The organism is Bradyrhizobium sp. 33ap4, assembly GCF_032654765.1.
Classification (GTDB): domain Bacteria; phylum Pseudomonadota; class Alphaproteobacteria; order Rhizobiales; family Xanthobacteraceae; genus Bradyrhizobium; species Bradyrhizobium australafricanum.
The window spans coordinates 15,318-38,357 of the sequence record NZ_JAUMTJ010000033.1; the positions used below are offsets into that span (position 1 = coordinate 15,318).

Sequence of the window (23,040 nt, forward strand, 5' to 3'; positions counted from 1 at the left end):
ACCCGAAATTTTAGGGTATTAATTTACAGTTCTCGGCTGGGGCCGACCTTCGCAGGGAAATGTCAACAAAGAGTAAGAACAATGCCGCGGCGGTGTGCGGGAACCGCCTGACAAGGACGGGGATCTTGGCGCCGGACAGCGGGATTTTACGACGGGCCGGAATGGAGCTCGCGTATTTCAGTGGCGCCTTCAAGCTGCGGGAACGCGAGAGCGGCGGCGCCGGGGTGATCCTGCGCTTCGCCCGCGTTCGTCCCGCGCGACGCGGCCGGTTTCAGCCGCTGAAGTCCCAGGAGATCACGCCGGCTTTCCTCGATCGCACGATCCGTGGGTTGAAGCGCTGGCGGTATGACATCGTCAGGATCGATGAGGCTTGCCGCCGCGCGGTGACCTTGCCGGAGCGCCGGCGCTTTGCCTGCCTGACCTTTGACGGCGCCAGCAAGGACATCGTCACCCATGCCTGGCCGGTGCTCGCCAGGCACGGCGTTCCCTTCGCGCTGTATCTGCCGACGGCCTTTCCCGATGGCGTCGGCGTGGCGTGGTGGCTGGTGCTGGAGGAAATCATCGCGCGCGAAAACCGCATCAGCATGATGATCGACGGCCGGGAGCGGCACTTCGCGATTTCAAATCTCTCGGACAAATACGAGCTGTTCGATTTCCTGTCCGGCTGGCTGCGCAAGCTGCCGCCGTCGGACCTGTCCTACGCGCTGAACGATCTCGCCAGGCGCTATTCGGCCGACGCAGCCCAATTGTCACGCAATGCGTCACTCGACTGGCAGGATCTGGCGAAGCTTGCCGCCGATCCGAACGTGACGTTCGGCAGCGCGACCGTGAACTATCCGGCGCTGTCGAGCCTCAGGGATGCCGACGCGCAGCGCGAGATGGCGATGGGCAAGGCGGTGGCCGAGAGCGCGCTTGGGCGGCAGGTCAGACATTTCGCATTCCCGTTCGGGGACCGCGATGCGTTCGGCCGTCCGCATGTCGTGATGGCCGAAGAGGCCGGCTTTGCCAGCGCGGTGTCGACCATACCAGGGGTCATCGAGGCGCAGGGGCGCACCAACCTTCACGCGCTGCCGCGCATCGCATGGGACGGCCGCGTGCGCTCGCTGCGGATGATGCGGGTACTGCTGTCGGGCGTGATGTTCGCGCCGGTGCGGCCGACGCGCAGCGCGCGCGACCAGGACGTTACTTAGGCGCGATCGGGCCGCGACATCCAGGCGACGATCGGCATCGCCGGCAGCACCCAGCCGAGGCCAGCGACGACGTAGAAGATCGCCTGCAGCAGCCCCGAATTGGCAAGCCACGGCGTCTGCGCGACCGTCATGCCAAGCAGCGACCACACCACCACCAGGATCAGCAGGAAGATGGTTCCGAGCAGTTTGCGGGTGCGTATGGCCATGGCGGATATTTGCAACTCGTGATCCAGGGCGTTTTCGAGCGAAGCGGGCACCGGTTCGCGCAAAGAAAACGCGTCAAAACAACGTTCTGGAGCTTGCTTCCGACTTGATCGGAAACGAGGCTCCGGACGGCGGCTTGCGCCGCGGGCGCGGCGGACTATAAGGGGCCCGAAAATCCAATCAAGTCAGGGCGAAATGGCCGGTATTTCCGCAAAGACATCGCAGCTTCGCGCCGTCAGGGTATGGCTGGTCGCGGTGGCCGCCCTGATCGCCCTGATGGTCTTGGTCGGCGGCGCCACGCGGCTGACCGAGTCCGGCCTGTCGATCGTCGAATGGAAGCCGGTGACCGGTACGCTGCCGCCGCTGACCGAGGCGCAGTGGACCCAAGCCTTCGAGGGCTACAAGAGGATCCCGCAATATCGCGAGCTCAACGCCGGGATGACGCTCGAGCAATTCAAGACGATCTTCTGGTGGGAGTGGAGCCACCGGCTGCTTGGCCGCGTGATCGGCGCGGCCTATCTGCTGCCGTTCCTGTATTTCCTGTGGCGCGGCGCGGTGAGCGGCGAACTCGGCCGGCGATTGTGGGTGATTTTCGGCCTCGGCGCGCTGCAGGGCGGCGTCGGCTGGTGGATGGTCGCGTCCGGCCTCTCGGAACGCATCGAGGTATCGCAGTATCGGCTGGCGACGCATCTTGTGCTGGCGCTTCTGATCTTCGCGGCGATCGTCTGGACGCTGCGGCGCCTGACCGACCGCCCAAGCGTGATCGCGCCGCTCAGGCTGAAGCTCACGAGCGCGGTGCTGCTCGTGCTGACCTTCGTGCAGCTCTATTTCGGCGCGCTGGTCGCGGGGCTGCGCGCGGGCAGGGTTTATAATACTTGGCCCGACATCGACGGCGGCTTCATTCCGTCGGCTGACCGGCTTTGGTTCGAGACACCGTGGTGGCGCAATCTGTTCGACAACACGCTGACGGTGCAGTTCGAACATCGCATGACCGCCTATCTGCTGTTCGCGCTGGCGATCGCACATGCGATCGATGCCATGCGCGCGCGCGCCGGCGGCGCGGTGATCGCCGGCGCCTGGTGGCTGGTGGCGGCGATCACGCTGCAGGCGACGCTCGGCATCCTGACGCTGCTGCATCAGGTGCCGATCGATCTGGCGCTGACGCACCAGGCCGTCGCCATCGTCGTGCTGACGCTCGCGGTGCTGCAGGCCGAGCGCTTCGCCGCGCGCCGGACCGAGCGGGATCAGCCGACCCTCGTTGCGGTCGGCCAGCCCGGTTGATCGATCAACCTCTTTGATCGATCAGGACAGATAGTCGAGCCCGATATCGAGCGCGGCCGAGCTGTGGGTCACCCAGCCGACCGAGATCAGGTCGACGCCGGTTGCGGCAATCGCTGCGGCCGTCGCCGCGGTGATGCGGCCGGAGGCTTCGGTGATCGCCTTGCCGCGCGCCATGTCGACCGCCTGGCTGAGCTGCTCGGTCGTCATGTTGTCGAGCAGCACCGCGTCGACGCCGAGCGTCAGCGCCTCCTCGAGCTGCGACAGCGTGTCGACCTCGACCTCGATCTTGACGAGATGGCCGGTATTGGCCTTGGCGCGCTCGATCGCGGTGCGGATGCCGCCGGCGAGCGCGATGTGGTTGTCCTTGATCAGCACCGCGTCATCCAGCCCGAAGCGATGATTGCCGCCGCCGCCGGCGCGCACCGCATATTTCTCCAGCGCACGCAGTCCCGGCGTGGTCTTGCGGGTGCAGACGATCTGCGCGCGGGTGCCCGCCACGGCCTTGACCAGCGTAGCCGTTGCGGTGGCGACACCGCTCAGATGGCAGAGGAAGTTGAGCGCGGTCCGCTCGGCGGTGAGCAGGCTGCGGGCCGGGCCGTCGATGATCGCGATGACCTGGTCGGGTTCGACCGCGCTGCCGTCGGGCCGTTCGGCGCGCAGCGTGATGGCCGGCGACACCGTCTGGAAGGCTGACCGCGCGACATCGAGCCCGGCGATCACGCCGGGCTGCCGCGCCCGCATCACCAGCCGCGCCTGCTGGCCGGCCAGCACGATGGCGTCTGCGGTGATATCGCCGGCGCGGCCGAGATCCTCGCGCAAGGCGGTCTGCACGATCGGCTCATAGATCAGCGGCAGCAGGGGGGTGAGGGTCATGACAGGGCACTCCTGGCAAATGGCGTGGATTCGACGATGTCGCGCGCGGCGGCGAGTGCATCGGCGCGGGTAAGGGACGACGGAACGGCCGACGCAGCAATGTGCGGGAAATCGGTGCGGAAGTGGCCGCCGCGGCTTTCCTCACGCCGGATGGCGGCAACCGCGACCATCAATCCGACCAATGCTGCGTCGGACGCCGCACTGTGACCGCATGCGAGTGGATAGAGACTGCGGATCGCGCGGGCGATCCCGTCGCGATCGCGCAGGACGCCGAGTCCCTGGGTGAGGATCGGTCGCACGGCGGAGGGATCGGAAGCCTGTGGCATCGCATCGTCGCGCAGCATGGCGCGCGGGCCCGCACTTACGCTTTCGATGCTCTCCGCGACCCAGCGCGCGCAGACGATCGCTTCCATCAGCGAGTTGCTGGCGAGGCGGTTGGCGCCGTGCAACCCGGTGCGCGCGGCCTCGCCGCAGGCCCACAGGCCCTGCACCGTGCTGCGGCCATAGCCATCAACCGCGATGCCGCCCATATGGTAGTGAACCGCCGGCCGGATCGGGATCGGATCATGGGCGGGGTCGATGCCGGCCATCTTGCAGAACGCGCTGATCACGGGATAGCGCTGCGCAAACTCCGCGCCCGGATGTTGGCGCGCGTCGAGGAAGGTGCGATGCCCCGCGGCACGGTGGTGCCACACGGCGCGCGCCACGATGTCGCGTGGCGCAAGCTCGGCGCCGGGCTGATCGGCCATGAAGCGCTCGCCGGTCTCGTCGATCAACACCGCGCCATCGCCACGGATCGCCTCGGTCAGCAGCGGCATCGGGCGCGACGGCCCGTCGAACGCGGTCGGATGAAACTGGACGAACTCGATGTCCGACAGTTTCGCGCCGGCCTGTGCGGCAAGTGCGAGCCCCTGGCCGAAACACCCGCCGGGATTGGTGCTGTCGGCGAACAGCCCACCGATGCCGCCGGTCGCGATCACCACGCGATTGGTCGTGATCGTCAGCGCGCCGCTTGCGTTGGCTGCAAGCACGCCCCTGACCGCATTGTCCTCGACCAGCAGCCGGCGCGCCTCGACGCCTTCCAGCAGCGTGATCGATGGTGTGCGCCGGACCGCCGCGATCAGCGCGCGCATGATCTCGCGTCCGGTACCGTCGCCGGTGGCGTGCACGATGCGGTTGCGGCGGTGTGCGGCCTCGAGCCCGAGGCGCCAGCTGCCGTCGGCGTGCCGGTCGAAGGCGACGCCGAGCCTCGCCAGCTGCTCGACGGCGGCGGGCGCGGCGTGGACGATCCGGCTCGCGGCGGCCGCGTCGCAAAGGCCGGCGCCGGCCGCGAGCGTATCGGCGAGATGCAGGGCAGGGCTGTCATCTGCGCCGACCGGCGCCGCAAGGCCGCCCTGAGCCCACATGCTGGAAGCTTCCGCGCCGAGCGGCGACTTCGACAGCAGCACGACCGGCTCGGGGGCGAGCTGAAGCGCGGTCATCAGCCCGGCGGCACCGCCGCCGATGATCACCGGGCGGCCGTTGAGATCGGAGATATCGATGCTCATATCGCCAGCATCCTTTCGACGCTCTTGCGCGCGCGATCAGCGATCGCGGAGTCGATGGTGACCTCGTGCTGGTTGGTCTCCAGCGCGTGACGGATGTTCTTCAGCGTGATCCGCTTCATGTGCGGACAGAGATTGCAGGGGCGGACGAAGTCGACACCGGGATTTAGCGCGGCGATGTTGTCGCTCATCGAGCATTCCGTCAGCAGCACGACGCGCGGCGGACGTTTGGTCTCGACGAACGACTGCATCGCAGCCGTCGACCCGGCAAAGTCCGCTTCGGCGACCACCTCGGGCGGGCATTCCGGATGCGCCAGGATGGTGACATCGGGATGATCCTCGCGCAGCTGACGCACGTCATCGGCGGTGAACAACTCGTGCACCTCGCAGTGGCCCTTCCAGGCGATGATCTTCTTGCTGGTCTGCTTGGCGATGTTCTGCGCCAGATATTCATCCGGGAGCATGATGACGCGCTCGGCGCCGAGCGATTCAACCACCTTCAGCGCATTGCCCGACGTGCAGCAGATGTCGGACTCGGCCTTCACCGCGGTCGAGGTGTTGACATAGGCGACGACCGGTGCGTCCGGGTAGCGCGCGCGCATCAGCCGCACGTCCTGCGCGGTGATGGAATCCGCCAGCGAGCAACCGGCCTTGAGGTCGGGGATCAGCACGGTCTTGGCCGGATTGAGTAGCTTCGCGGTCTCGGCCATGAAGTGCACGCCCGCGAGCACGATGACATCGGCATCGACCTTGGTTGCTTCGCGCGCGAGCAACAGGCTGTCGCCGACGATATCGGCGACGCCGTGGAAGATCTCCGGCGTCTGGTAATTATGCGCCAGTACCACCGCGTTGCGGCGGCGTTTCAGCGCGAGGATCGCATCGACGTCCTCGGCGAACGTGGCCCATTCGAACGGCGGGATGACGCGTTTGACGCGCTCATAAAGCGGCGCGGTGCGGGTGAGCAGATCGGTATCGAGCGCAACCATTTATACTCTCCGTGAGCATAAGATGGCTTATACTTATCCTGAGCATAAGGCGTGTCAAGTGCGCGAAAGCGGGAGCTTGGTGCCGGCGACGGCCCGTTCGGCCAGCACGGCATGGCGGAAGCGGAATAGCTTGGCCGGCCGGCCGACGGTATCGGCGGCCATTGCGCCAGTCTCTTCAACGAGTTCCTGCTGCTCGATCAGCCGGCGGAAGTTCTGCTTGTGGACCAGCCGGCCTGCGAGCGCCTCAACACTGCGTTGCAGTTGCAGCAGGGTGAACTCGGCCGGCATCAGCTCGAATACCACCGGACGGTATTTGATCTTGGCGCGCAGCCGCGCGATCCCGGTCGCGAGAATGCGGCGATGATCCGCCGTCATCGGCTTGCCCGGTACGACCGGCGCCTCGCGGGCATGCCCGCGTCCGGCTTCCGGGATCAGCGCGGCCTCGTAGAGCAGCTCATAGCGTTGCAGCACCAGCTCTTCGTTCCAGTCGCGATCGTCGAGTCCAAAAGTGATGGCGCAACGCTGCCAGCGCTCGCGCTGCAGCGTCGGCGACGGCGCCGCCTTCGCCCACGTTTTCAGCTTCGGCGCGATCGTCTTCGCCAGGAAGGCCGGCGCGCCGGCGCGATGATCCTCCCAGGGGAAGTAGTCGTACCAGCCGGACCAGTGCGCCTCAAAGCCTTCGCCGACACGATCCTCGCGGGTCAGGCCGAGATAGCTGATCGAGACGCTGTGCGGCCCCTTGGCATCGCCGGAGCGGCCGCGGTCGGCAAAGGTGTAGAGCTGCTCGACATAGCCGAGCGGGTGGCCGGTCTGCGCTTCGACCCAGGCCCGCAGCGCGGTCTGCAGCGAGCGATGGGTGAACTCGAACGGGCCGCTCGGCAGCGCGGAGCCGCCGGCGATGGTCATGATCTTGGGCGTGCCCTCGGTGACGGCGACCAGCACCGCGACGAGATCAGCGGTCACCGCGTTCCCCGAAGCCGGTGCGCTGGATTTCTGCGGCGATCTGGCCACCCGATCGGTCCGCGCTAGCAGTAGCCGTAGACGCCACAGGCGTAGGGTAGGCGGTCCCAATAGGTCACATAGGCACCGCCGTAGTACGGGCCGAAATAGTTGTAGGAGTGCCAATTGCCGTAATAGCCGGGCAGCGACGACGACCCCGGCAGCAGCGGCTCGCCGGGCACGAACGGGATATACGGCTCGGAATTGAGCGGGATCACCACGGGCTGCTCGACGACCACGAGCTGGCGTCCGCGCCGCACATAGGTCGGCGATGTGATCGTGGTGCGGTAGGCGTAATGCCGGTGCGGCAGGCCCGCCGGCAGCTGGCGCGCGGCCTTGACGGTCGCGCTCTTGGCGACGGCCGGGCCGTCGGCGGCGTCAGCAGGCGGGATCGCAAACAATGCGATCGCGAGCGGCAATGTCCAGCGCAGCATCAATGGTCTCCCGAATCATCCGGAGCCTATCACTGCCACTTTAAGCCGGATTGAACGTTAACGAGAGGCCCGTCGGTATTAAGCGTTAACGGGAGGCCCGCCGCCTTGGGCAAGTTGCCGGAGCGATACGGCGCACCGCTCCGGAACAATTGCGGGATCAGGCGCGCAGGGCCTGGTCGAGGTCGGCGATCAGGTCTTCCTTGTCCTCGATGCCGATCGAAAGCCGCACCACCTCGGGCGCCGCGCCCGACCTCACCTTGGCGGCGTCGTCGAGCTGGCTGTGGGTGGTGGAGGCCGGATGGATCACCAGCGAGCGGGTGTCGCCGACATTGGCGAGATGCGAGAACAGCTGCAGGTTCGACACCAGATTGACGCCGGCGTCATAGCCGCCCTTAAGGCTAAACGTGAACACCGCCCCGGCTCCCTTCGGCGCATATTTGCGCTGCAAGGCGTTGTACCTGTCGCCGGGCAGGCCGGCATAGTTCACCGCCGACACAGCGGGGTGAGTGGAGAGGAATTCCGCCACCGCCTTGGCGTTGTCGCAGTGCTTCTGCATGCGCAGCGGCAGCGTCTCGATGCCGGTCAGGATCATGAAGGCGTTGAACGGCGACAGCGCGGGGCCGAGGTCGCGCAGGCCGAGCACGCGGCAGGCGATCGCGAAGGCGAAGTTGCCGAAGGTCTCCTGGATCCGGATGCCGTGATATTCCGGGCGCGGCTCGCTCAGCATCGGATATTTGTTGTCCTTCGACCAGTCGAAGGTGCCGGCATCGACGATGATGCCGCCGAGTGAGTTGCCGTGACCGCCGAGGAACTTGGTCAGGGAGTGCACGACGATGTCGGCGCCGTGGTCGATCGGCTTGATCAGATAGGGCGAGGCCAGCGTGTTGTCGACGATCAGCGGCACGCCGGCCTTGCGCGCAACGGCCGCGATCGCCTCGATATCGGTGATGCTGCCGGCCGGGTTGGCGATCGACTCGATGAAGATCGCCTTGGTGTGCGGCGTCACCGCGCGCTCGAAGCTTTCGATCTCATCTGGGTCGGCCCAGGCCACGTTCCAGCCGAACGCCTTGAAGGCGTGCGTGAACTGGTTGATCGAGCCGCCATAGAGCTTGCGTGCCGCGATGATCTCATCGCCGGGCTTCAACAGCTGCTGCAGCACGACGACCTGCGCCGCGTGACCGGAAGCGACGGCGAGCGCCGCGGTGCCGCCTTCGAGGGCTGCGACACGTTCCTCGAGCACGGCATTGGTCGGGTTGCCGATGCGAGTATAGATGTTGCCGAAAGCCTGCAGGCCGAACAGCGAGGCCGCGTGGTCGGCATCGTTGAAGACGAATGACGTGGTCTGGTAGATCGGTGTCGCCCGCGCGCCGGTGGTGGGATCAGGCTGCGCGCCGGCGTGCACGGCGAGGGTGGAAAATCCCGGAAGGCGATCGGTCATTCTTTAGTATCCTGTTGTGGCCTGGTCGAAACGCGCGGCATGCTGATGGCGACGGCGCCCGCCGTCAAGCGAGTTAGGCACACCGCCAGTTGGACGGGCATCCGCGCTATACCGGATGATCGCAGCGATTATTCCGCTGCGATGTCAGGTCGTCTCGGTCTTGTTCTTTGCCGCGCGGTCGGACGCCGCGGTCTGTCCGCCGCCGAAGCTCGTGCGATTGAGCGACAGCCGCATGCCCTGCGTCGGGATCGGCGCACGCTTGGAGCTCAGCGTGCGCGAGTTGACGCCCATCCACGAGATCTCCGACGACAGCCGGCCATACTCGATCTTCGGGCAACGGTTCATCACCACCTTGAGGCCCGCGGCTTCCGCCTTCTCGGCAGCGGCATCGTCGCGCGCGCCAAGCTGCATCCAGATCACCTTCGGCGGCGTCGACAATTTCAGCGCCTCCTCGACCACGGGCATGATGTGGCTTGAGTTGCGGAAGATGTCGATCATGTCGATCGGCCGATCGATGTCCGCAAGCGAGGCGACGAACGGCTTGCCCATCAGCGTCTTGCCGACATGGCCGGGGTTGACCGGGATCATGTCGTAGCCGCGCTGCGCCAGATATTTGAACGCGAAATAGCTCGGCCGCACATTGACCGGCGAGGCGCCGACCATCGCGATGGTCTTGACGTTGTTCAGAATGCTGCGGATGTAGTTGTCGTCGTAGGCGTCGTGATTCATTTTTCTTCCGGGTTTGTCATTCCGGGGCCCGCGCAGCGAGAACCCGGAATCTCGAGATTCCGGGTCTGGTGCTAATGCACCATCCCGGAATGACGACCTCAGGTCGTCACTTGTCCTGCCACTTCGGATCGCGCTTCTCGATGAAGGCACCGATGCCTTCCTCGGCGTCGCGCGCCATCATGTTTTCGGTCATCACCTCGGCGGCGAAGCGATAGGCATCGGCGAGGTTCATCTCGGCCTGGCGATAGAACGCTTCCTTGCCGAGCTTGACGGTGTAGGCCGATTTCAGCGCGACCTTCTCGGCCAGCGCGATCGCGGCGTCGCGTTCGGTGCCAGCGGATACCACGCGGTTGACGAGGCCGATGCTCTGCGCCGTTGCCGCCGAGACCGGCTCTCCGGTCAGCAGCATCTCCATGGCCTGTTTGCGCGGCACGTTGCGCGACAGCGCCACCATCGGCGTCGAGCAGAACAGCCCGATGTCGACGCCCGGCGTCGCGAACGCCGCCGCTTCGGAGGCGACCGCGAGGTCGCAACTTGCGACGAGCTGGCAGCCGGCCGCGGTGGCGATGCCCTGGACGGATGCGACCACCGGCTTCGGAAGGCGCACGATGGCCTGCATCATCGCGCTGCAGGCGTTCATGATTTGCGCGAAATAGGCGCGGCCGCGGTCGGCATCGCTACGGCGCGCGGTAAGCTCCTTGAGGTCGTGGCCGGCGCAGAACGCCGGGCCTTTGGCGGCGAGCACGACGGCGCGGATGCGCTTGTCGCCGCCGACATCGTTCAGGGCGGCGTGCAGCTCGGCGATCAGGCCCTCGGAGAGGCTGTTGCGCGCTCCGGGGCGATTGAGCGTCAGTAGCGCGATACTGCCGACGGTCTCGCGCAGCAGGATCGGCTGGTGTTGCGGCGCTTCGGCGCGGGCGGCTTGGGCGGACATGGTGAAATTCCACTTTGGTCTCTGTGACAACTTAATGTACTTTGTCGGCGTCTGCTTTGTCTGTCGTTGTATTTACTAGCGTTTCACCATAATAGCGCTGATTTAGAAGGCTTTCAACGGCTCTGTATGGCGCTTTGTAGGTCATTTTGGCATACAAACCGCGCTCATTTTGGGCGTTTTGCGCCCAAGAAAGCGCGCTCATTTCGGAAGCCGGTCAAGGGCCGCGCGGGGCGCTTCACGGCCCTTCGCGCGGAAGTTCTCGACCGCCGCGACGAGCCATTCGCCGGCAAGATCGGACAGATCGTCGGGGCGCATTGACATGAAGGTTCCGAGATCGCGGCGGTAGAACATCAGGGGGCGCCGCTGCGGCGGTAAAAGCCCCGACATGTTCAGCACCACGCCCGCGAAGTCCTTCGCGAAAGCGACGGCCTGCTCATAGATCGCAAACTGCGCAATGTGCCCGGGCGCAACGACAAGATAGTGGATCATTGGTAGCTCCTATTCGGCGGGTTCCGGTTCGGTCTCTTTCGCCAGCCCGGCGAGCACGGCCGCGCTGTAAATCTGCTCGACGCCGGCCGACAGGTCGCTCGGGATATGGTGCGCGTAGACGCGCTCGACGGTCGCGACCGTGTCGGCCAAGATCCGCGCCACGATCCAGATTGGCGTCCCGTTGCGAAGCATATGGCTGGCCGCAGTATGGCGCAACACGTGCGGGCTGACGTGCTCGATCGGCACCGCGGCCCGGGTCGCCGCCTTCTTCAGGTAATAGTCATACGACTGCCGCGGGAAGCCGCCGCAGATCAAATCTTCGCCGACCAGGCCCTTGCAAGCGTCGACAAGAATCGGGCGCAGCGCGGCCGACATGGGGACGATCGCGCGCCGTTTTTTGGTGATGCGTCGGCCCGGTTTCCGGTAGTCGATGTTCCCGGTCTGGAAGTCGACCCGGTTCCGCGTGAGCTGCAGGATCGCGCCCTGGCGCGCGGCCGTCTCGAGGGCGAGCCACAGGAACGTTAGCATCACCTTCGGCGCCTCGCCGGCGGCGACGAGCTCGCCCATCGCGTCGACCAGCGCCTTGATCTGTTCGGCGCGCAGCCAGATATCGCGGGGAGGGCTTCCTTCCGGAATGTCGAATGCCGGGATGGCGCCGGGGTCGATCAGCTTCTGCTTCGGGTGCGCGCACCAGTTCAGGCAGGACCGCGCCATGCTGATCTCATCGCGCACCGTCGCCGGCGCCGCGGGGCACTTGCCGATCTTACCTTCTCGTCGCAGCGCAATGTAGACTTCGACGGGCGTGAAGCCTGCGTCGTTCGTGATGGCAAACTCTGGCAGCGTGAGCGCGCCGAGATGAGCCTTCAGATTGTTGCCGGTCGACGGCTGCGGCACCACGCCGTTGCGCGTGAGCTGCTTCTTCTCGTAGACGTCCCACAATTCGCCGAAAGTATAGATCGGCGCCGCGCCTGTTGCGTCGACCGCTTCGCCCTTCAGCCACTCGCCAAGGAAAATTTGCGCCGCAACATCTTCCGTCTGGCTTGTGCTTGCACGCTTCGAACGTCGAGTGATTTTGCCGGTAACAGGGTCTTCACTGTTTTCGGTCCAGTGGATGTAGAAGACGCCGTTGTCGTGTTGTCGCAAGGTGTAGCGGGGCATTCGATACTTTTCCGGTAAATCGAAAGCGCCTCTTGGGAGATCGTGACAGGCCGGCGTTTATTGTAGCCAAGCCTGCCGCTCAACCTAAGACGCTTCACGGTGGCGCGCGAGCATCGCAGTTCGGCAGCAACTTCAGCTTCGGTCAGATCCGGCATCGTCTTTTTGGAGCAGTTCTAGAATCTGCACAGCGATCGACGTCGATACGAGTCGATTGATTCGCAGCCACGCTTTCTGCGGGTTGGCCGGGCTGACACGCATTTCCAGCTCGGGGTTGTCCTGCTCGATCGCGCTCTGTGCGTAGTTCGGAAGCAAAACTTCCGGGTCGATCTTCAACGCGTCGGCGATCTTCTTCAGGTTCTCCGGGCTCGGCAGCGACGCCGCCCGTAGATACACGGAGATAGCATTGCGGGGCAGGCCGGCGCGACGCGCGAACTCGGCCTGGCGCCAACCCTTCTCCATCATGAGCTTGTAGAGGCGCCGCGCAAACTCGTCTTTGGTGAGCTGTTTTGGAATGAGCGTCGACTTCGGTGGTTTATTACTGGGAGGCAAATGCGGTCTGTTAGCTCTAGCCATTGTTGTACGCCTTTTCTACGACAATTGTTGAAGCAACTGTATGCCGTTTGTATGTCTCGAATACCTTACTGAGTGGCATACGTCAATAGGCTGGTTCCGACACTCCATGCAAATCGTAATACTTTATTAAGCGTATCACGGAGTAACCCGATCGGGCTACAAGCTCGCGGTTGCAGGGCTGGAACAGATACGAACGTAGGGTGAAACCCCGTACTATCACGGGTTAATTGTCATTGACCTTCTGTCATTAAGATGGCATACACTGAGTTACAAAAGAGACAAATAATTAAAATTTTCAACTGGAAGTGCGGCATCACCACCATGCAACCTCCCCTGCAATCCACAGAATTGAGCCAATATTTCGCGATCAAGCACGATCTGGCCACCGCGGCGCGGACCGGGATCGCCGACGACGTCGAGTTCCACCTTGACGAGCTTCGGACGATTCACTTGCACACAGATAGTGATCGTTTGCGCGCCGCCTGTGCTGCGGAAATAGCCAGGCATACGCCGCCGTCGGACGCGGCCGCAGTCATAGCGTGATACAGTTCAGCCTGTCGGGCGCGCCACGCGGCAAGGAACGCGTGAAGCGCGCCGCCGATGGGCACGCCTATACCCCGGAACGGACCGTCAGCTACGAGGGCCGGCTTGCCTATGCGGCGCAGCTCGCGATGGGCGACCGGCCGCCGTTCGACGGCCCGCTGTCGCTCGAAGTCGACATGTACTTTCCGGTTCCTGCCTCGAAGCCGGCGAAGTGGCGCGACGCCGCTTTGCGGGGCGAGATACGGCCGACGGTCAAGCCCGATTGGGACAACGGCGGCAAGCTGACCGACGCGCTCAATCTGCTCGTCTGGATCGACGACAAGCAAATCGTAGAGGCGCGCGTTCGCAAGTTCTACAGCGATCGGCCGCGCACCGAGATCCGAGTAACCCCCATCGAAACGGAGCAGCAAAATGAAGCCGACACGCGTCGACATTCTGGAAGAGGGCGCGCGGGTGACGAACGGCTCGCGAGACGCAAGTTACGGCCCGCCGAAAGTGAACCTGGCGTGTTCGGGTGAACTGAAGGCCGTCTTCCGCAAGCACATGATCCGCGACCTGTCGCCTGGCGAGCTCGAGGCGATCGACATGGTGCTGACCAAGATCGGTCGCGTCGCGACCAGCCCGAAACCGGTGCGCGACACCTACGTCGATGGCGCAACTTATTTCGCTATCGCGGGCGAGATCGCTTTAGACGTGTCTTGACTGTATCAAATGACGTGATACAACGACATACAGTTAATGATTTCCTAGTCTGCCTGATTCGCACCGCATGCAACCCTTGCCCACGCAACTTTCTGGCGCGCTTTTTCTGGCTAACAGCCAGCACGCGCTATTGGCTGACGAACCACGCGTTGGGAAGACGGGCGCCGCCATCCTCGCCGCCGACTACAATCTCGACGCTGATATCCTGATCGTGACGACAGCGTCGGGCCGGCCTGTGTGGCGGCGCGCGGTGAAGGACTGGTCGGCAATCCCGCGCAAGGCGCGCGTGCTGACCGCCCCGCCGAAGCAGGGTGAAAAGCTCGACGGCGTGACGATCGTTGGCTGGCCGCAGATCGGCGAGCCGCGCATGCGCGCCGCGCTGATGACGCGCAAATTCGATCGCGCGATCTACGACGAAAGCCACTACGCGAAGAACTTCGACGCCAAGCGCACGCAGGCCGCCTATGGCGACGTGATACGCGACGGCGAAGTGCTGGTCGCGCGCAGCTCGATAGCGGCCGGTGCGAAGGGCGTCTGGTGTCTGTCGGGGACGCCGATGCCGCACGACCCGAGCGACATATACCCCATGCTGCGCGCGCTCGCGCCGCACCGCCTGACCGCAGATCCTGCGAAGGACTGGCCCGACGTCACGAAGTACCAAGAGTTTCTGCACCACTACTGCGTCGTCCGGATGAAGAAGACGTCGAACTTCCGGCGCATCCCGGTCGTCGTGGGTGGCCGCAATCTCGACGAACTGCGCGCCAGGCTCGAAGGCTTCATTCTGCTGCGGACACAGAAGGAAGTCGGCATTCGGCCGCCCGTTTATGATCTGCTGCCGTTGCTGGTTTCGGACGCGGCGCGCCGGCAAGCAGACGGCGATATCGACGCCAAGGCTGTGCTCGCCGCGATCGACGCCGGCAAGACGAAAGAGCTCGACGTCCATCTCGGCGAATTGCGCCGCGTAACCGGCCGTCTGAAGGCGCCCGCAGTGGCCGCAGCGGTGAAAGACGAGTTCGCCGGCGGGCTCGACAAGATTGTTCTTGCCTATTGGCACAAGGAAGTCGGCGACATTCTCGCCGCAGAGCTCGCCGAGTTCGGCGTGCTGCGGCTCGACGGTGCGACGCCGCCGGCGCAGCGCGGACCGATCGAACAGCAGTGGCTCACCGACAAGTCGAAGCGGGTTTTCCTGGCGCAAATCGTTGCCGCCGGCGAGGCGATCGATCTCAGCAGCGCTGCGACGCTTTGGTTCGTCGAGCCGTCATTCACGCCGAAAGACATGAAACAGATGTCGCTTCGCGTCACCAACCACACGCAGACCCGCCAGGCCGTCGTCCGGGTTTGTGTGATCGAAAACTCAATCGACGAGGCCATCCAAGCCAGGCTGATGATGCTCTGGACCGCAATTAGAGAGGTACTTTCTGCATGATAAAGATCGAAGTTTACACCGTGGCGGACCCCGTAGCGGGCTCGCAGCGCGATCAGGTTATCGAATCGCTCGCCGCGATCGGCTTCGCTCCGGTTGGCGCCAGCGCGCCGGTTGCGACCGTCAGCGACGCCGGCCCGGCTAACGAGCCGAAGCGCATGACCGCGGCCGAGAAGAAGGCCGCCGAGAAGGCTGCGAAGGAAGCCGAACTGGTCGCGGCCAAGGAAGCCGCCGCCGCTGCTGAAGCTGCCAAGCAGCCCGACCCCGAGACGGCGAAGCAGGACGCCAAGGACGAAGCGGCGGACACGAAGGCCGCCGAGCCGGAAGCGGTCAAGCTCACCCACGACAGCGTTCGCGCCGTCATGAGCGGCTACGTGCAGATGTACGGCATGGAAGCCGCGCAGGCCGACGTCCCGGGCATTCTCGGCGTCGCCAAGGTCTCCGAGCTGAAGGACGACCAGGCCGCGCTCGCCAAGGCGATCCTCGCGCTCGCCGGCGCGATCGAGAAACCGCCGACCGCTCGCAACATGGCGGGTGACGGCATCTCCCCGGAGAAGATCGCCGAAATCAAGCCGCTCGTCGTCGCGGCCAAGGCTGTGAAGTAAGGGGCGCCACATGACCGCATCGGCCGATCACGGTTCACGCGACCACGCAACGTGGTCGGCCAGTGCGACGGCGCGCAACTGGCTCTGCTCTGGCGCCATCGCGCTCAATATCCGGAATCGCAAGCCGGAAGTTGAGAGCGAGGCGTCAGCGTGGGGCACTGCCTGCCATCAGTTGTCCGAAAAGTGCTTCAAGACAGGCAAGGACGCCGACGAGTTTATCGGCACTGTCGAAGCCACGAAGCAGCGCAAGATCGAAGTTGACGAAGAGCTCGCCGAAACGGCGCAGGTCTACGTCGATTATGTGCGCAAGCGCATCGAAATGTATTTCCTCGAACACCGCGAAGAGCCGACCGTAATTCACGAGCAGGCGCTGCCGCTCGACCGGCTCGGCGGCCCGTTCGACGCCGGCGGGACCGGCGATACGGTCATGTTCTTTCCGAAATGGCGCCTGATCGAGATCGTCGACCTGAAAGGCGGCCGCGGTGTCGTCGAAGCTGCCGACAATAAGCAGCTCCGCACCTACGGGCTCGGCTCGCTGCTCGCGAACCGCGGGTTGAACGTCGACAAGGTCATGACGACGATCGTTCAGCCGCGCGCCCCGCACAAGAACGGCCGTATACGCAGCGAGACGTTCCACGTTGCTGATTTGGTCGAGTGGACCGCCGAGCTCGTCGAGCGGATGAAGCTGTCGAAGCAGGCGCTCGACGAGTTCGACACAACGCCCTTCGCCGCCTGGTGGGCGAAGTGGCTCACGCCGGGAAGCTGCAAATTCTGCCCGCAGGAAGGCTCTTGCCCGGCGCTGAAACAGAAGGCGCTCGACGCGGCGCATGTCTGGTTCGACGATCTCGACCAACCGAAGATCAGCAACAGCCCGGCGTTCGACACGCCGGAAATGCTCGCGCAGGATCTCGACATGCTCGACATGATATCCGACTGGATCAACGCCAGGCGCGCCTATGCGCACAGCCAAGCCGAAGCGGGCGTTACGATCCCCGGCTACGTGCTGGTGCCGAAGGAAAAGCGCGAAGTCTGGAACGAAGGCGTCGAAGACGTCGTTCGCGCGGCCGCGGTGTCGGCCGGTATCGCGCAAGAGAAATACCTGAACCCCGCCAAGCTGAAGACCCCGAAGCAGGTCCGCAAAGCGCTTGGCAAAAAGGAATCGATGGTTGCTGGCCTGTCCAACACGCCATCGGGAGGCACGAACCTTGTTCGCGCCGATAAGACGACACGCGAGGCAATCCCGTCTGCGGTGGATCGTTTCTTTACAGAGGTATAGGTCAAAATGGCTAGCAGGTCTGAACAGTTCAAAACCCCGGCGCTGGTGCGCGCGGCATTCGTCGACGGTCTTTTCGAAGTCGTCACCGATGACCGCGGCAGCAAAAGCTGGACGTGCTCGTTGCTGATCCCGAAGAGCGACAGCCTGGCCGCCTACGAGAAGGCCGCCGTCGAAGCGGCCGCTGCCGAATGGGGCGGCAACGAGAAGGCTATCAAGATGATTAAGGACAAGATCATCCATAGCCCGTTCCTCGACGGCGACGGCCCGCAGGGCAAGAGCAAAAAGACCGGCGAGCCGCATGCCGGTTTCCCCGGGCATTGGTTCCTGCGCGTCAAGTCGGGCGAGGCGTACCGGCCGACGCTGATCGACCGGAAGAAGCTGCCGATCACGTCGCGCGATCAGCTCTACAGCGGCTGCTACGGCTACGCGGTGCTGCACTGCTTCACCTGGGAGAACAAGGAAAAGGGCAAGGGCCTGACGTTCGGGCTCGACATGTTCCAAGTCGCCAAGGACGGCGACCGGCTCGGTGGTGGCGGCGGTGTCGACGTCGACAAGTGGGCCGAAGAGATTCCGGACGAAGGTGCGGCGCCGGACAGCACCAAGAGCGGCGCGGGAGCGGGCGGCCTTTTCGGCTAGCTTGTATTGAATGACGCAAGACAGTGGGAGACATAACGTCTCCCACACCAACCCGGAGCACCATCCGCAATGACTAAAGCAGACAACCCCCGTGCCGTCGCCGGCGACAACAGCGCGGCGATGAAGGAAGAGCCGGCAACTCGGTTCGCGAAGGACCAACTCAAGTCGATCGTCGAACGCATCGAACGGCTCGAGGAAGAGAAGAAGACGATCAGCGATGACATTCGCGACGTCTATGCCGAAGCCAAGGGCAACGGCTTCGACACGAAGGCGCTGCGCGAGATCGTGAAGCTGCGGAAGCAGGACCCCAACGAGCGCGCCGAACACGAAACCATCGTCGATCTCTACCGCGATGCATTGGGGATTTTCGGATGAGGATTTTGCTGATCGAAGACGACCAGGCGGTCGCGCAGTCTATCGAACTGATGTTGATATCGGAGAAGTTCAACGTCTACACGACCGATCTCGGTGAAGAGGGCTTAGACCTCGCCAAGCTCTACGACTACGATCTGATCTCGCTCGATCTCAGCCTGCCCGACATGTCCGGCTATGATGTTCTGCGTCGCATGCGCAGCGCCGGCGTGAAAACGCCAGTGTTGGTTCTCTCCGATACGGCCGGGTATCAGGACGTCGCCCGCGTGCTCAGCGCTGGCGCTGACGATTGCCTGGCGAAGCCGTTCCACAAAGACGAGTATGTCGCGCGCATTCACGCGATCGTGCGGCGATCCAAAGGCCATGCGCAGTCAATCATCACGACCGGCGACATGAGCGTCAATCTCGATACGAAGCGCGTCACGGTTGCCGGCCAGCCTGTGCATCTGACCGGCAAGGAATACGCCCTGGTCGAACTAATGTCGCTCCGCAAGGGCGCGACGATCACCAAGGATATGATCCTCAACCACATGTACGGCGGGATGGACGAGCCCGAACTGAAGATTATCGACGTCTTCATTTGCAAGGTTCGGAAGAAGCTGGCGGCCGCCGCGCCGGACGGCAATTGGTTCATCGATACGGTTTGGGGCCGCGGCTACATCATGAGCGACCCGAAGCCCGAAGCTGAAGCGGTGCCCGCATGAACGTCGGCGAGGAAATGGACCGGCTCGCCGCCGAAGGACGTCTGACCAGCGTGACGTTGATCGCGCGCAGCGGCGGCAGGGGGTGGCAGTGCTACCTCAATTGCTCCGTCGCGCAGATCGCCGACACACCGGCGGGCGCGCTCAGCAAGACGCTCGACATCCTGCCCGCCACGCAGGACTACGACGCCAAATACGGCGGGGCGGCGGTGACGGCGCGAGCGCTGGCCGAAGCTGCGGCCGGGCCAGAAATCTCACTGTCAGCCAACGATAGGCCCGCGGTTGAAACGCGGAATGACGGTTTGACTCCGTCCGGTGAGGCCAGCGTGGGGATTTTCGACTGATGGTTGACCTTCTCGTTGAGCTCGAAGAGCTGCGCGCCGTTGGCAAGTTTTACGGCTTCTCGATTTGGCGGGCGCAGAACGGCTACCAGGCCAGTCTAGGCGTCGCGCACAACTCGTTCCGCATCCGCGTCGCCGACACGATCGAACAGGCGGTCGACGAACTGTTCAACGGTCGCGGGCCGCTCGAATTGCCGCGGGGTGACGTCCGCGCCGCGCGGGAAGTCTTCGAGCCCGAACCGCCAACCGACAGCAGCGTGTTCGACTGATGGCCCGGTATTATTACGAGCACGTCGAACTGATCGACGACACTTGGACCTACGCCATCTATGACCGTCGGCTTGGCAGCGAGCAGGATATTGCCCGCTGCGATCGCGGCGACGACGCCGAACGGATCGTCGCCGCGCTGAACGTGGTCAAACCGAAGGTGGACGTCTTCGGATGATTCGGTTCGTCATTTTCGCCAGCTACGGCAACGACAGCGTCGCGCTCATACAGTGGGCGCGCGAGAACAGTCTCGAAGACGTTGCCGTCGTCTATTGCGATACCGGGTGGGCGTTCGCCGATTGGGAGCTTCGCGTTGATATCATGGAAGGGTGGGTCCGCGACTGCGGCTTCACGCCTTACCGGACGCAGAGCATCGGCTTCGCTGAACTAGCCAGACAAAAGCAGGGCTTTCCGACGCAGCGCTATCAGTGGTGTTCCTACGTACTGAAGATCGAGCCGAGCATGCGCTGGCTCGAAGAGAACGACCCGCACAAGATAGCGATCTGCGTCGTCGGCGCCAGGCGCAGCGAAGCCGCCGATCCGTTGAGCACGCGCGCCAATTTCCCCGAATATCTAGTCCGCAGCGAGAATCACGGCGGCCGTATGATGCTCGCGCCTATGGTCGATTGGACCGCCGAGACGCGCGACGCCTTTGTGAGACGTGCCGGCGTGAAGCCGCTCCCGCACCGATCAGGCGAGTGCCGCTGCATCAACTCGAACAAGAGCGACCTACAGCGCTACACCGAAGCGGACATTTTAGAGATCGCGGGGCTTGAAGACGAGGTTGGCAGGCCGATGTTTCGCCCGCACCGGCATATGGGCGCGACCGGCATCCGCGAGATAATCAAATGGGCGAATAGCCCGCGCGGCAAATATGCGCCGCCCGAACCGGGTGACGAGCCCGAAGCCTGCAGCGCCGCATGGTGTGAAGCGTGAGCGGGCTCGAGATCGACTTCGAAACCCGGAGCGACGTCGATATCCGCCAGGTCGGCGGCTATCTCTACTTCGCGTCTCCGCACACGAAGGCGCTGCTCGCGTCCTACAAGATCAATGGCGGCCCGCGCCGGCGCTGGCGCTACACCGAGCCGTGCCCGGCCGATATTCGCGAGCACATCGAAAAGGGTGGTGAGATCCGCGCGCACAACGCCAGCTTCGAGCGTGGCATTCTGCAGAAGGTGCTCGCGGTGCGCCAGGGTTGGCCGACGCCGCGGAACGAACAATTCCGATGCACCGCCGCGACTGCGGCCGCTATGGCGCTCCCGCGCGACCTGGCCGGGCTCGGCGACGCGCTCGGCCTGAAGGTCAAAAAGGACAAGGCCGGCGACGCGCTCATTCGCTTCTTCAGCATGCCGCGCAAGCCCCGCAAGGACGAGCCGCCCGGGCTGTATTTCAATGAACCGGAGGATTTCCCGGAAAAGTTCGACGCGTTCCACGACTATTGCGATTCGGATATGGAATCGGAGGCCGAAGCGGACACCCGCATGGTGCCGCTGTCCGACCGCGACCAGGCGCTGTACCAGCTTGACCAGCGCATCAACGACCGCGGCATCCGGATCGACGTGCAATCCGCCCGCGCGGCGCTGCGGATGGCCGAGCGCGCCAAGGTGTTGCTCGACAAGCAGATGGCTAAAGTGACTGCGTCTGAGGCGTACCCGAAGGGTTACGTTACGGCCTGCAGCCAGGTCACGAAGCTGGTCGAATGGATCAACGGGCAGGGCGTGCCGATCCCGTCCGCCGCGAAGGCCGAGATCGAGGAGCTGCTAGAAGCCGACGACCTGCCGTCGCACGTCCGCAAGGCCCTCGAGCTGCGCCAGGAAGCCGCCAAGACGTCGGTGTCCAAGCTGAGTGCGTTCCTGAAGCGCGCCGACCCTGTCGACGACCGGCTGCGCGACGCCTTCCTGTTCCGCGCCGCCGGCACGGGCCGCTATTCGTCGGTCGGCGCGCAGCTTCACAACCTGCCGCGGCCGCGGAAGATTTACGGCGACACGCACCCCGACCTGAAGATCCTGTTCGAGAACATCAGGCTCGGCGATCCGGAGTGGCTGAAATTCAGCTACGGCGACGAGCTCGGCAAGCCGCTGCATTTGATCTCCGATTCGCTGCGCAGCTTCATCTGGGCCGCGCCAGGCCATGAGCTTTGCGTGGCCGACTATTCGGGTATCGAGGGTGCCGTCGCGGCGTGGTTCGCCGACGAGCAGTGGAAGGTCGACGCCATGTTCGACCTGATCCGCGACCCGTCACTGCCGGACCTGTACCGCCGCGCGGCCGCCGGCATCTTCAATACCGACGTCGACCTGCTCGGCAAGAAAGACCCGCGCCGGCAAGTCGGCAAGGTGTCCGAGCTGTCCCTGCAGTATCAGGGTGGCGTCGGCGCGTTCCGATCGATGGCCCGCAATTACAGCCTGAAAATCGAGCCGGTCTATGACCCCGTGTGGGCTGTCGCCAGCGAAGAGCGCCGCGCGGCCGCAGAGAAGCGCTACGAGAGCTGCCTGAAGCGCGGCGAGGCGCCGACGAAGCAGCTATCGCGCAAGGCTTGGTTGGCCGCCGAGCTCGTCAAGGTCGGCTGGCGCGCCACGCACCCGGCGATCTGCAACGCGTGGAAGCTGCTCGAGCAGGGCATTCGCGACGCGATCGAGAACCCCGGCCGGCAGGTCACGGTGCTCAAATGCACCTACCTCGTAAAGATGGGCTTCCTGTGGTGCCGCCTGCCAAGCGGCCGTTGCCTCGCCTACGGCAAGCCGCAACTGAAACAGCAGTCGTGGGTGAAGCGCAAAGACCCGGCGACCGGCGAGTGGGGCGACGCCGAGATCCTGCCTACCGACCAGGCCGAGCGGTTGGAGCGCGCCGGGCTCGCCAAGATCGAAGGCAAAGCGAAGCCGGCGGCAACGGCGCTCGGCGTCGACAGCGTGACACGCAAGCTCGTCCGATTCGCGCTCTACGGCGGCCTGGCCTTCGAGAACATCGTGCAGGCGATTGCGCTCGACATTCTCGACAACGGCCTGACGCTCGCGGAAGAGAACGGCTACCCGCCGATCGGGCATGTGCACGACGAGATCATCACCGAGAAGCTGCGCGGCACCAGCGACTTGAAGTTCTTCGAGCAACTAATTTGCCGGCTCCCGCCCGAATACAAGGGCCTGCCTCTGACGGCGAGCGGTTTTGTTGCGAAACGGTACAAAAAAGACTGATGGTGAATTTTGTATCACGAAGCCTTGACTATAGAATACAAGTGACATACACATAATACACGCCGTTGAGATGACGGGCGGTCGCGCAGGACATTCGCCGAAGCGCGCAGGGCGCGACGACAACGCGCCCGTCATCTCAACCGCCGCAAACGGA

General features: G+C 64.3%; 28 protein-coding genes and 1 pseudogene. 15 read left to right on the forward strand and 14 right to left on the reverse strand.

From position 1 onward, the window contains the following. Positions 1 to 161 precede the first annotated feature (161 nt). Positions 162 to 1,190, forward strand: a complete 1,029-nt coding sequence (locus Q2M23_RS24465; protein ID WP_168855923.1) for a polysaccharide deacetylase family protein — start codon at positions 162 to 164, stop codon at positions 1,188 to 1,190. On the opposite strand, the gene Q2M23_RS24470 is transcribed toward Q2M23_RS24465, so the two are convergent. Continuing rightward, the gene (locus tag Q2M23_RS24470; RefSeq protein ID WP_016844954.1) at positions 1,187 to 1,396 is read right to left on the reverse strand and encodes a DUF2842 domain-containing protein; all 210 of its coding nucleotides are present in this window, start codon (positions 1,394 to 1,396) and stop codon (positions 1,187 to 1,189) included. The genes Q2M23_RS24465 and Q2M23_RS24470 overlap by 4 nt on opposite strands. Before the next feature lie 193 nt (positions 1,397 to 1,589). Here Q2M23_RS24470 and Q2M23_RS24475 point away from each other — a divergent pair, with 193 nt between their 5' ends. Beyond that, the gene (locus Q2M23_RS24475) at positions 1,590 to 2,675 is read left to right on the forward strand and encodes a COX15/CtaA family protein (protein ID WP_168855922.1); all 1,086 of its coding nucleotides are present in this window, start codon (positions 1,590 to 1,592) and stop codon (positions 2,673 to 2,675) included. A 21-nt stretch (positions 2,676 to 2,696) separates the two neighbouring features. Here Q2M23_RS24475 and nadC read toward each other — a convergent pair whose 3' ends face one another. The 13 genes and pseudogenes from nadC to Q2M23_RS24535 all read right to left on the reverse strand — a co-directional run bounded on the left by nadC (position 2,697) and on the right by Q2M23_RS24535 (position 13,339). Beyond that, on the reverse strand, positions 2,697 to 3,548 hold the full coding sequence (nadC, locus tag Q2M23_RS24480; protein WP_168855921.1) for a carboxylating nicotinate-nucleotide diphosphorylase: 852 nt from the start codon (positions 3,546 to 3,548) through the stop codon (positions 2,697 to 2,699). Then, a complete protein-coding gene (locus Q2M23_RS24485; protein WP_316397294.1) occupies positions 3,545 to 5,095 on the reverse strand; it encodes an L-aspartate oxidase in 1,551 nt (516 codons plus the stop codon). Before Q2M23_RS24485 ends, nadC begins: the two co-directional genes overlap by 4 nt. Beyond that, complete coding sequence (gene nadA, locus Q2M23_RS24490) at positions 5,092 to 6,078, reverse strand: quinolinate synthase NadA (RefSeq protein ID WP_057020659.1); 987 nt, start codon at positions 6,076 to 6,078, stop codon at positions 5,092 to 5,094. The genes Q2M23_RS24485 and nadA overlap by 4 nt, the downstream gene beginning before the upstream one ends. Positions 6,079 to 6,132: 54 nt before the next feature. After that, entirely contained in the window at positions 6,133 to 6,984 is an 852-nt protein-coding gene (locus tag Q2M23_RS24495; protein WP_233475385.1) for an NUDIX hydrolase, read from the reverse strand. Positions 6,985 to 7,103: 119 nt separating this feature from the next. Further along, positions 7,104 to 7,511 carry a hypothetical protein gene (locus tag Q2M23_RS24500; protein ID WP_018271884.1) on the reverse strand — a complete coding sequence of 136 codons (408 nt, stop codon included), beginning with the start codon at positions 7,509 to 7,511 and terminating at the stop codon, positions 7,104 to 7,106. Positions 7,512 to 7,668: 157 nt separating this feature from the next. Next, positions 7,669 to 8,949, reverse strand: coding sequence for an O-acetylhomoserine aminocarboxypropyltransferase (locus tag Q2M23_RS24505; RefSeq protein WP_141342882.1), 1,281 nt, complete (start codon positions 8,947 to 8,949; stop codon positions 7,669 to 7,671). Positions 8,950 to 9,093: 144 nt separating this feature from the next. After that, positions 9,094 to 9,678, reverse strand: a complete 585-nt coding sequence (locus Q2M23_RS24510; protein WP_057020656.1) for a CoA-binding protein — start codon at positions 9,676 to 9,678, stop codon at positions 9,094 to 9,096. Positions 9,679 to 9,784: 106 nt separating this feature from the next. Next, on the reverse strand, positions 9,785 to 10,612 hold the full coding sequence (locus Q2M23_RS24515; protein ID WP_316397295.1) for an enoyl-CoA hydratase: 828 nt from the start codon (positions 10,610 to 10,612) through the stop codon (positions 9,785 to 9,787). Positions 10,613 to 10,810: 198 nt separating this feature from the next. Next, complete coding sequence (locus Q2M23_RS24520; protein WP_316397296.1) at positions 10,811 to 11,101, reverse strand: hypothetical protein; 291 nt, start codon at positions 11,099 to 11,101, stop codon at positions 10,811 to 10,813. A gap of 9 nt (positions 11,102 to 11,110) precedes the next feature. Beyond that, entirely contained in the window at positions 11,111 to 12,259 is a 1,149-nt protein-coding gene (locus Q2M23_RS24525) for a site-specific integrase (protein WP_316397297.1), read from the reverse strand. Positions 12,260 to 12,339: 80 nt separating this feature from the next. Next, positions 12,340 to 12,414 (reverse strand): annotated as a pseudogene (locus Q2M23_RS44075) (hypothetical protein); the annotation flags it as partial. After that, positions 12,392 to 12,832 (reverse strand): helix-turn-helix transcriptional regulator, encoded by a 441-nt coding sequence (locus Q2M23_RS24530; RefSeq protein WP_316397298.1) that lies wholly within the window; start codon positions 12,830 to 12,832, stop codon positions 12,392 to 12,394. The pseudogene Q2M23_RS44075 and the gene Q2M23_RS24530, both read right to left, overlap by 23 nt. Positions 12,833 to 13,099: 267 nt before the next feature. Next, a complete protein-coding gene (locus Q2M23_RS24535; protein WP_316397299.1) occupies positions 13,100 to 13,339 on the reverse strand; it encodes a hypothetical protein in 240 nt (79 codons plus the stop codon). A 32-nt stretch (positions 13,340 to 13,371) separates the two neighbouring features. Between Q2M23_RS24535 and Q2M23_RS24540 the strand changes: the two genes are divergently transcribed. The 13 genes from Q2M23_RS24540 (at position 13,372) to Q2M23_RS24600 (ending at position 22,886) form a co-directional block, all read left to right on the forward strand. Then, on the forward strand, positions 13,372 to 13,893 hold the full coding sequence (locus Q2M23_RS24540; protein ID WP_316397300.1) for a RusA family crossover junction endodeoxyribonuclease: 522 nt from the start codon (positions 13,372 to 13,374) through the stop codon (positions 13,891 to 13,893). After that, complete coding sequence (locus Q2M23_RS24545) at positions 13,787 to 14,077, forward strand: DUF6378 domain-containing protein (protein ID WP_316397301.1); 291 nt, start codon at positions 13,787 to 13,789, stop codon at positions 14,075 to 14,077. The genes Q2M23_RS24540 and Q2M23_RS24545 overlap by 107 nt, the downstream gene beginning before the upstream one ends. A 130-nt stretch (positions 14,078 to 14,207) precedes the next feature. Beyond that, on the forward strand, positions 14,208 to 15,503 hold the full coding sequence (locus Q2M23_RS24550; RefSeq protein WP_316397302.1) for a helicase-related protein: 1,296 nt from the start codon (positions 14,208 to 14,210) through the stop codon (positions 15,501 to 15,503). Continuing rightward, positions 15,500 to 16,105: a hypothetical protein gene (locus Q2M23_RS24555; RefSeq protein WP_316397303.1), complete on the forward strand. Its 606-nt coding sequence runs from the start codon at positions 15,500 to 15,502 to the stop codon at positions 16,103 to 16,105. The genes Q2M23_RS24550 and Q2M23_RS24555 overlap by 4 nt, the downstream gene beginning before the upstream one ends. Before the next feature lie 10 nt (positions 16,106 to 16,115). Beyond that, positions 16,116 to 17,381, forward strand: coding sequence for a DUF2800 domain-containing protein (locus tag Q2M23_RS24560; RefSeq protein ID WP_316397304.1), 1,266 nt, complete (start codon positions 16,116 to 16,118; stop codon positions 17,379 to 17,381). 6 nt (positions 17,382 to 17,387) lie between these two features. Next, entirely contained in the window at positions 17,388 to 18,017 is a 630-nt protein-coding gene (locus Q2M23_RS24565) for an ssDNA-binding protein (RefSeq protein WP_316397305.1), read from the forward strand. A 69-nt stretch (positions 18,018 to 18,086) separates the two neighbouring features. Then, positions 18,087 to 18,392, forward strand: a complete 306-nt coding sequence (locus Q2M23_RS24570; protein WP_316397306.1) for a DUF2312 domain-containing protein — start codon at positions 18,087 to 18,089, stop codon at positions 18,390 to 18,392. Beyond that, complete coding sequence (ctrA, locus tag Q2M23_RS24575; RefSeq protein ID WP_316397307.1) at positions 18,389 to 19,093, forward strand: response regulator transcription factor CtrA; 705 nt, start codon at positions 18,389 to 18,391, stop codon at positions 19,091 to 19,093. Before Q2M23_RS24570 ends, ctrA begins: the two co-directional genes overlap by 4 nt. After that, on the forward strand, positions 19,090 to 19,434 hold the full coding sequence (locus Q2M23_RS24580) for a hypothetical protein (RefSeq protein ID WP_316397308.1): 345 nt from the start codon (positions 19,090 to 19,092) through the stop codon (positions 19,432 to 19,434). The genes ctrA and Q2M23_RS24580 overlap by 4 nt, the downstream gene beginning before the upstream one ends. Next, positions 19,434 to 19,700, forward strand: coding sequence for a hypothetical protein (locus Q2M23_RS24585; RefSeq protein WP_316397309.1), 267 nt, complete (start codon positions 19,434 to 19,436; stop codon positions 19,698 to 19,700). The genes Q2M23_RS24580 and Q2M23_RS24585 overlap by 1 nt, the downstream gene beginning before the upstream one ends. After that, positions 19,700 to 19,876, forward strand: coding sequence for a hypothetical protein (locus Q2M23_RS24590; RefSeq protein WP_316397310.1), 177 nt, complete (start codon positions 19,700 to 19,702; stop codon positions 19,874 to 19,876). The genes Q2M23_RS24585 and Q2M23_RS24590 overlap by 1 nt, the downstream gene beginning before the upstream one ends. Continuing rightward, a complete protein-coding gene (locus tag Q2M23_RS24595) occupies positions 19,873 to 20,634 on the forward strand; it encodes a phosphoadenosine phosphosulfate reductase family protein (RefSeq protein WP_316397311.1) in 762 nt (253 codons plus the stop codon). The genes Q2M23_RS24590 and Q2M23_RS24595 overlap by 4 nt, the downstream gene beginning before the upstream one ends. Further along, positions 20,631 to 22,886, forward strand: coding sequence for a hypothetical protein (locus tag Q2M23_RS24600; protein ID WP_316397312.1), 2,256 nt, complete (start codon positions 20,631 to 20,633; stop codon positions 22,884 to 22,886). Before Q2M23_RS24595 ends, Q2M23_RS24600 begins: the two co-directional genes overlap by 4 nt. Positions 22,887 to 23,040 lie beyond the last annotated feature (154 nt).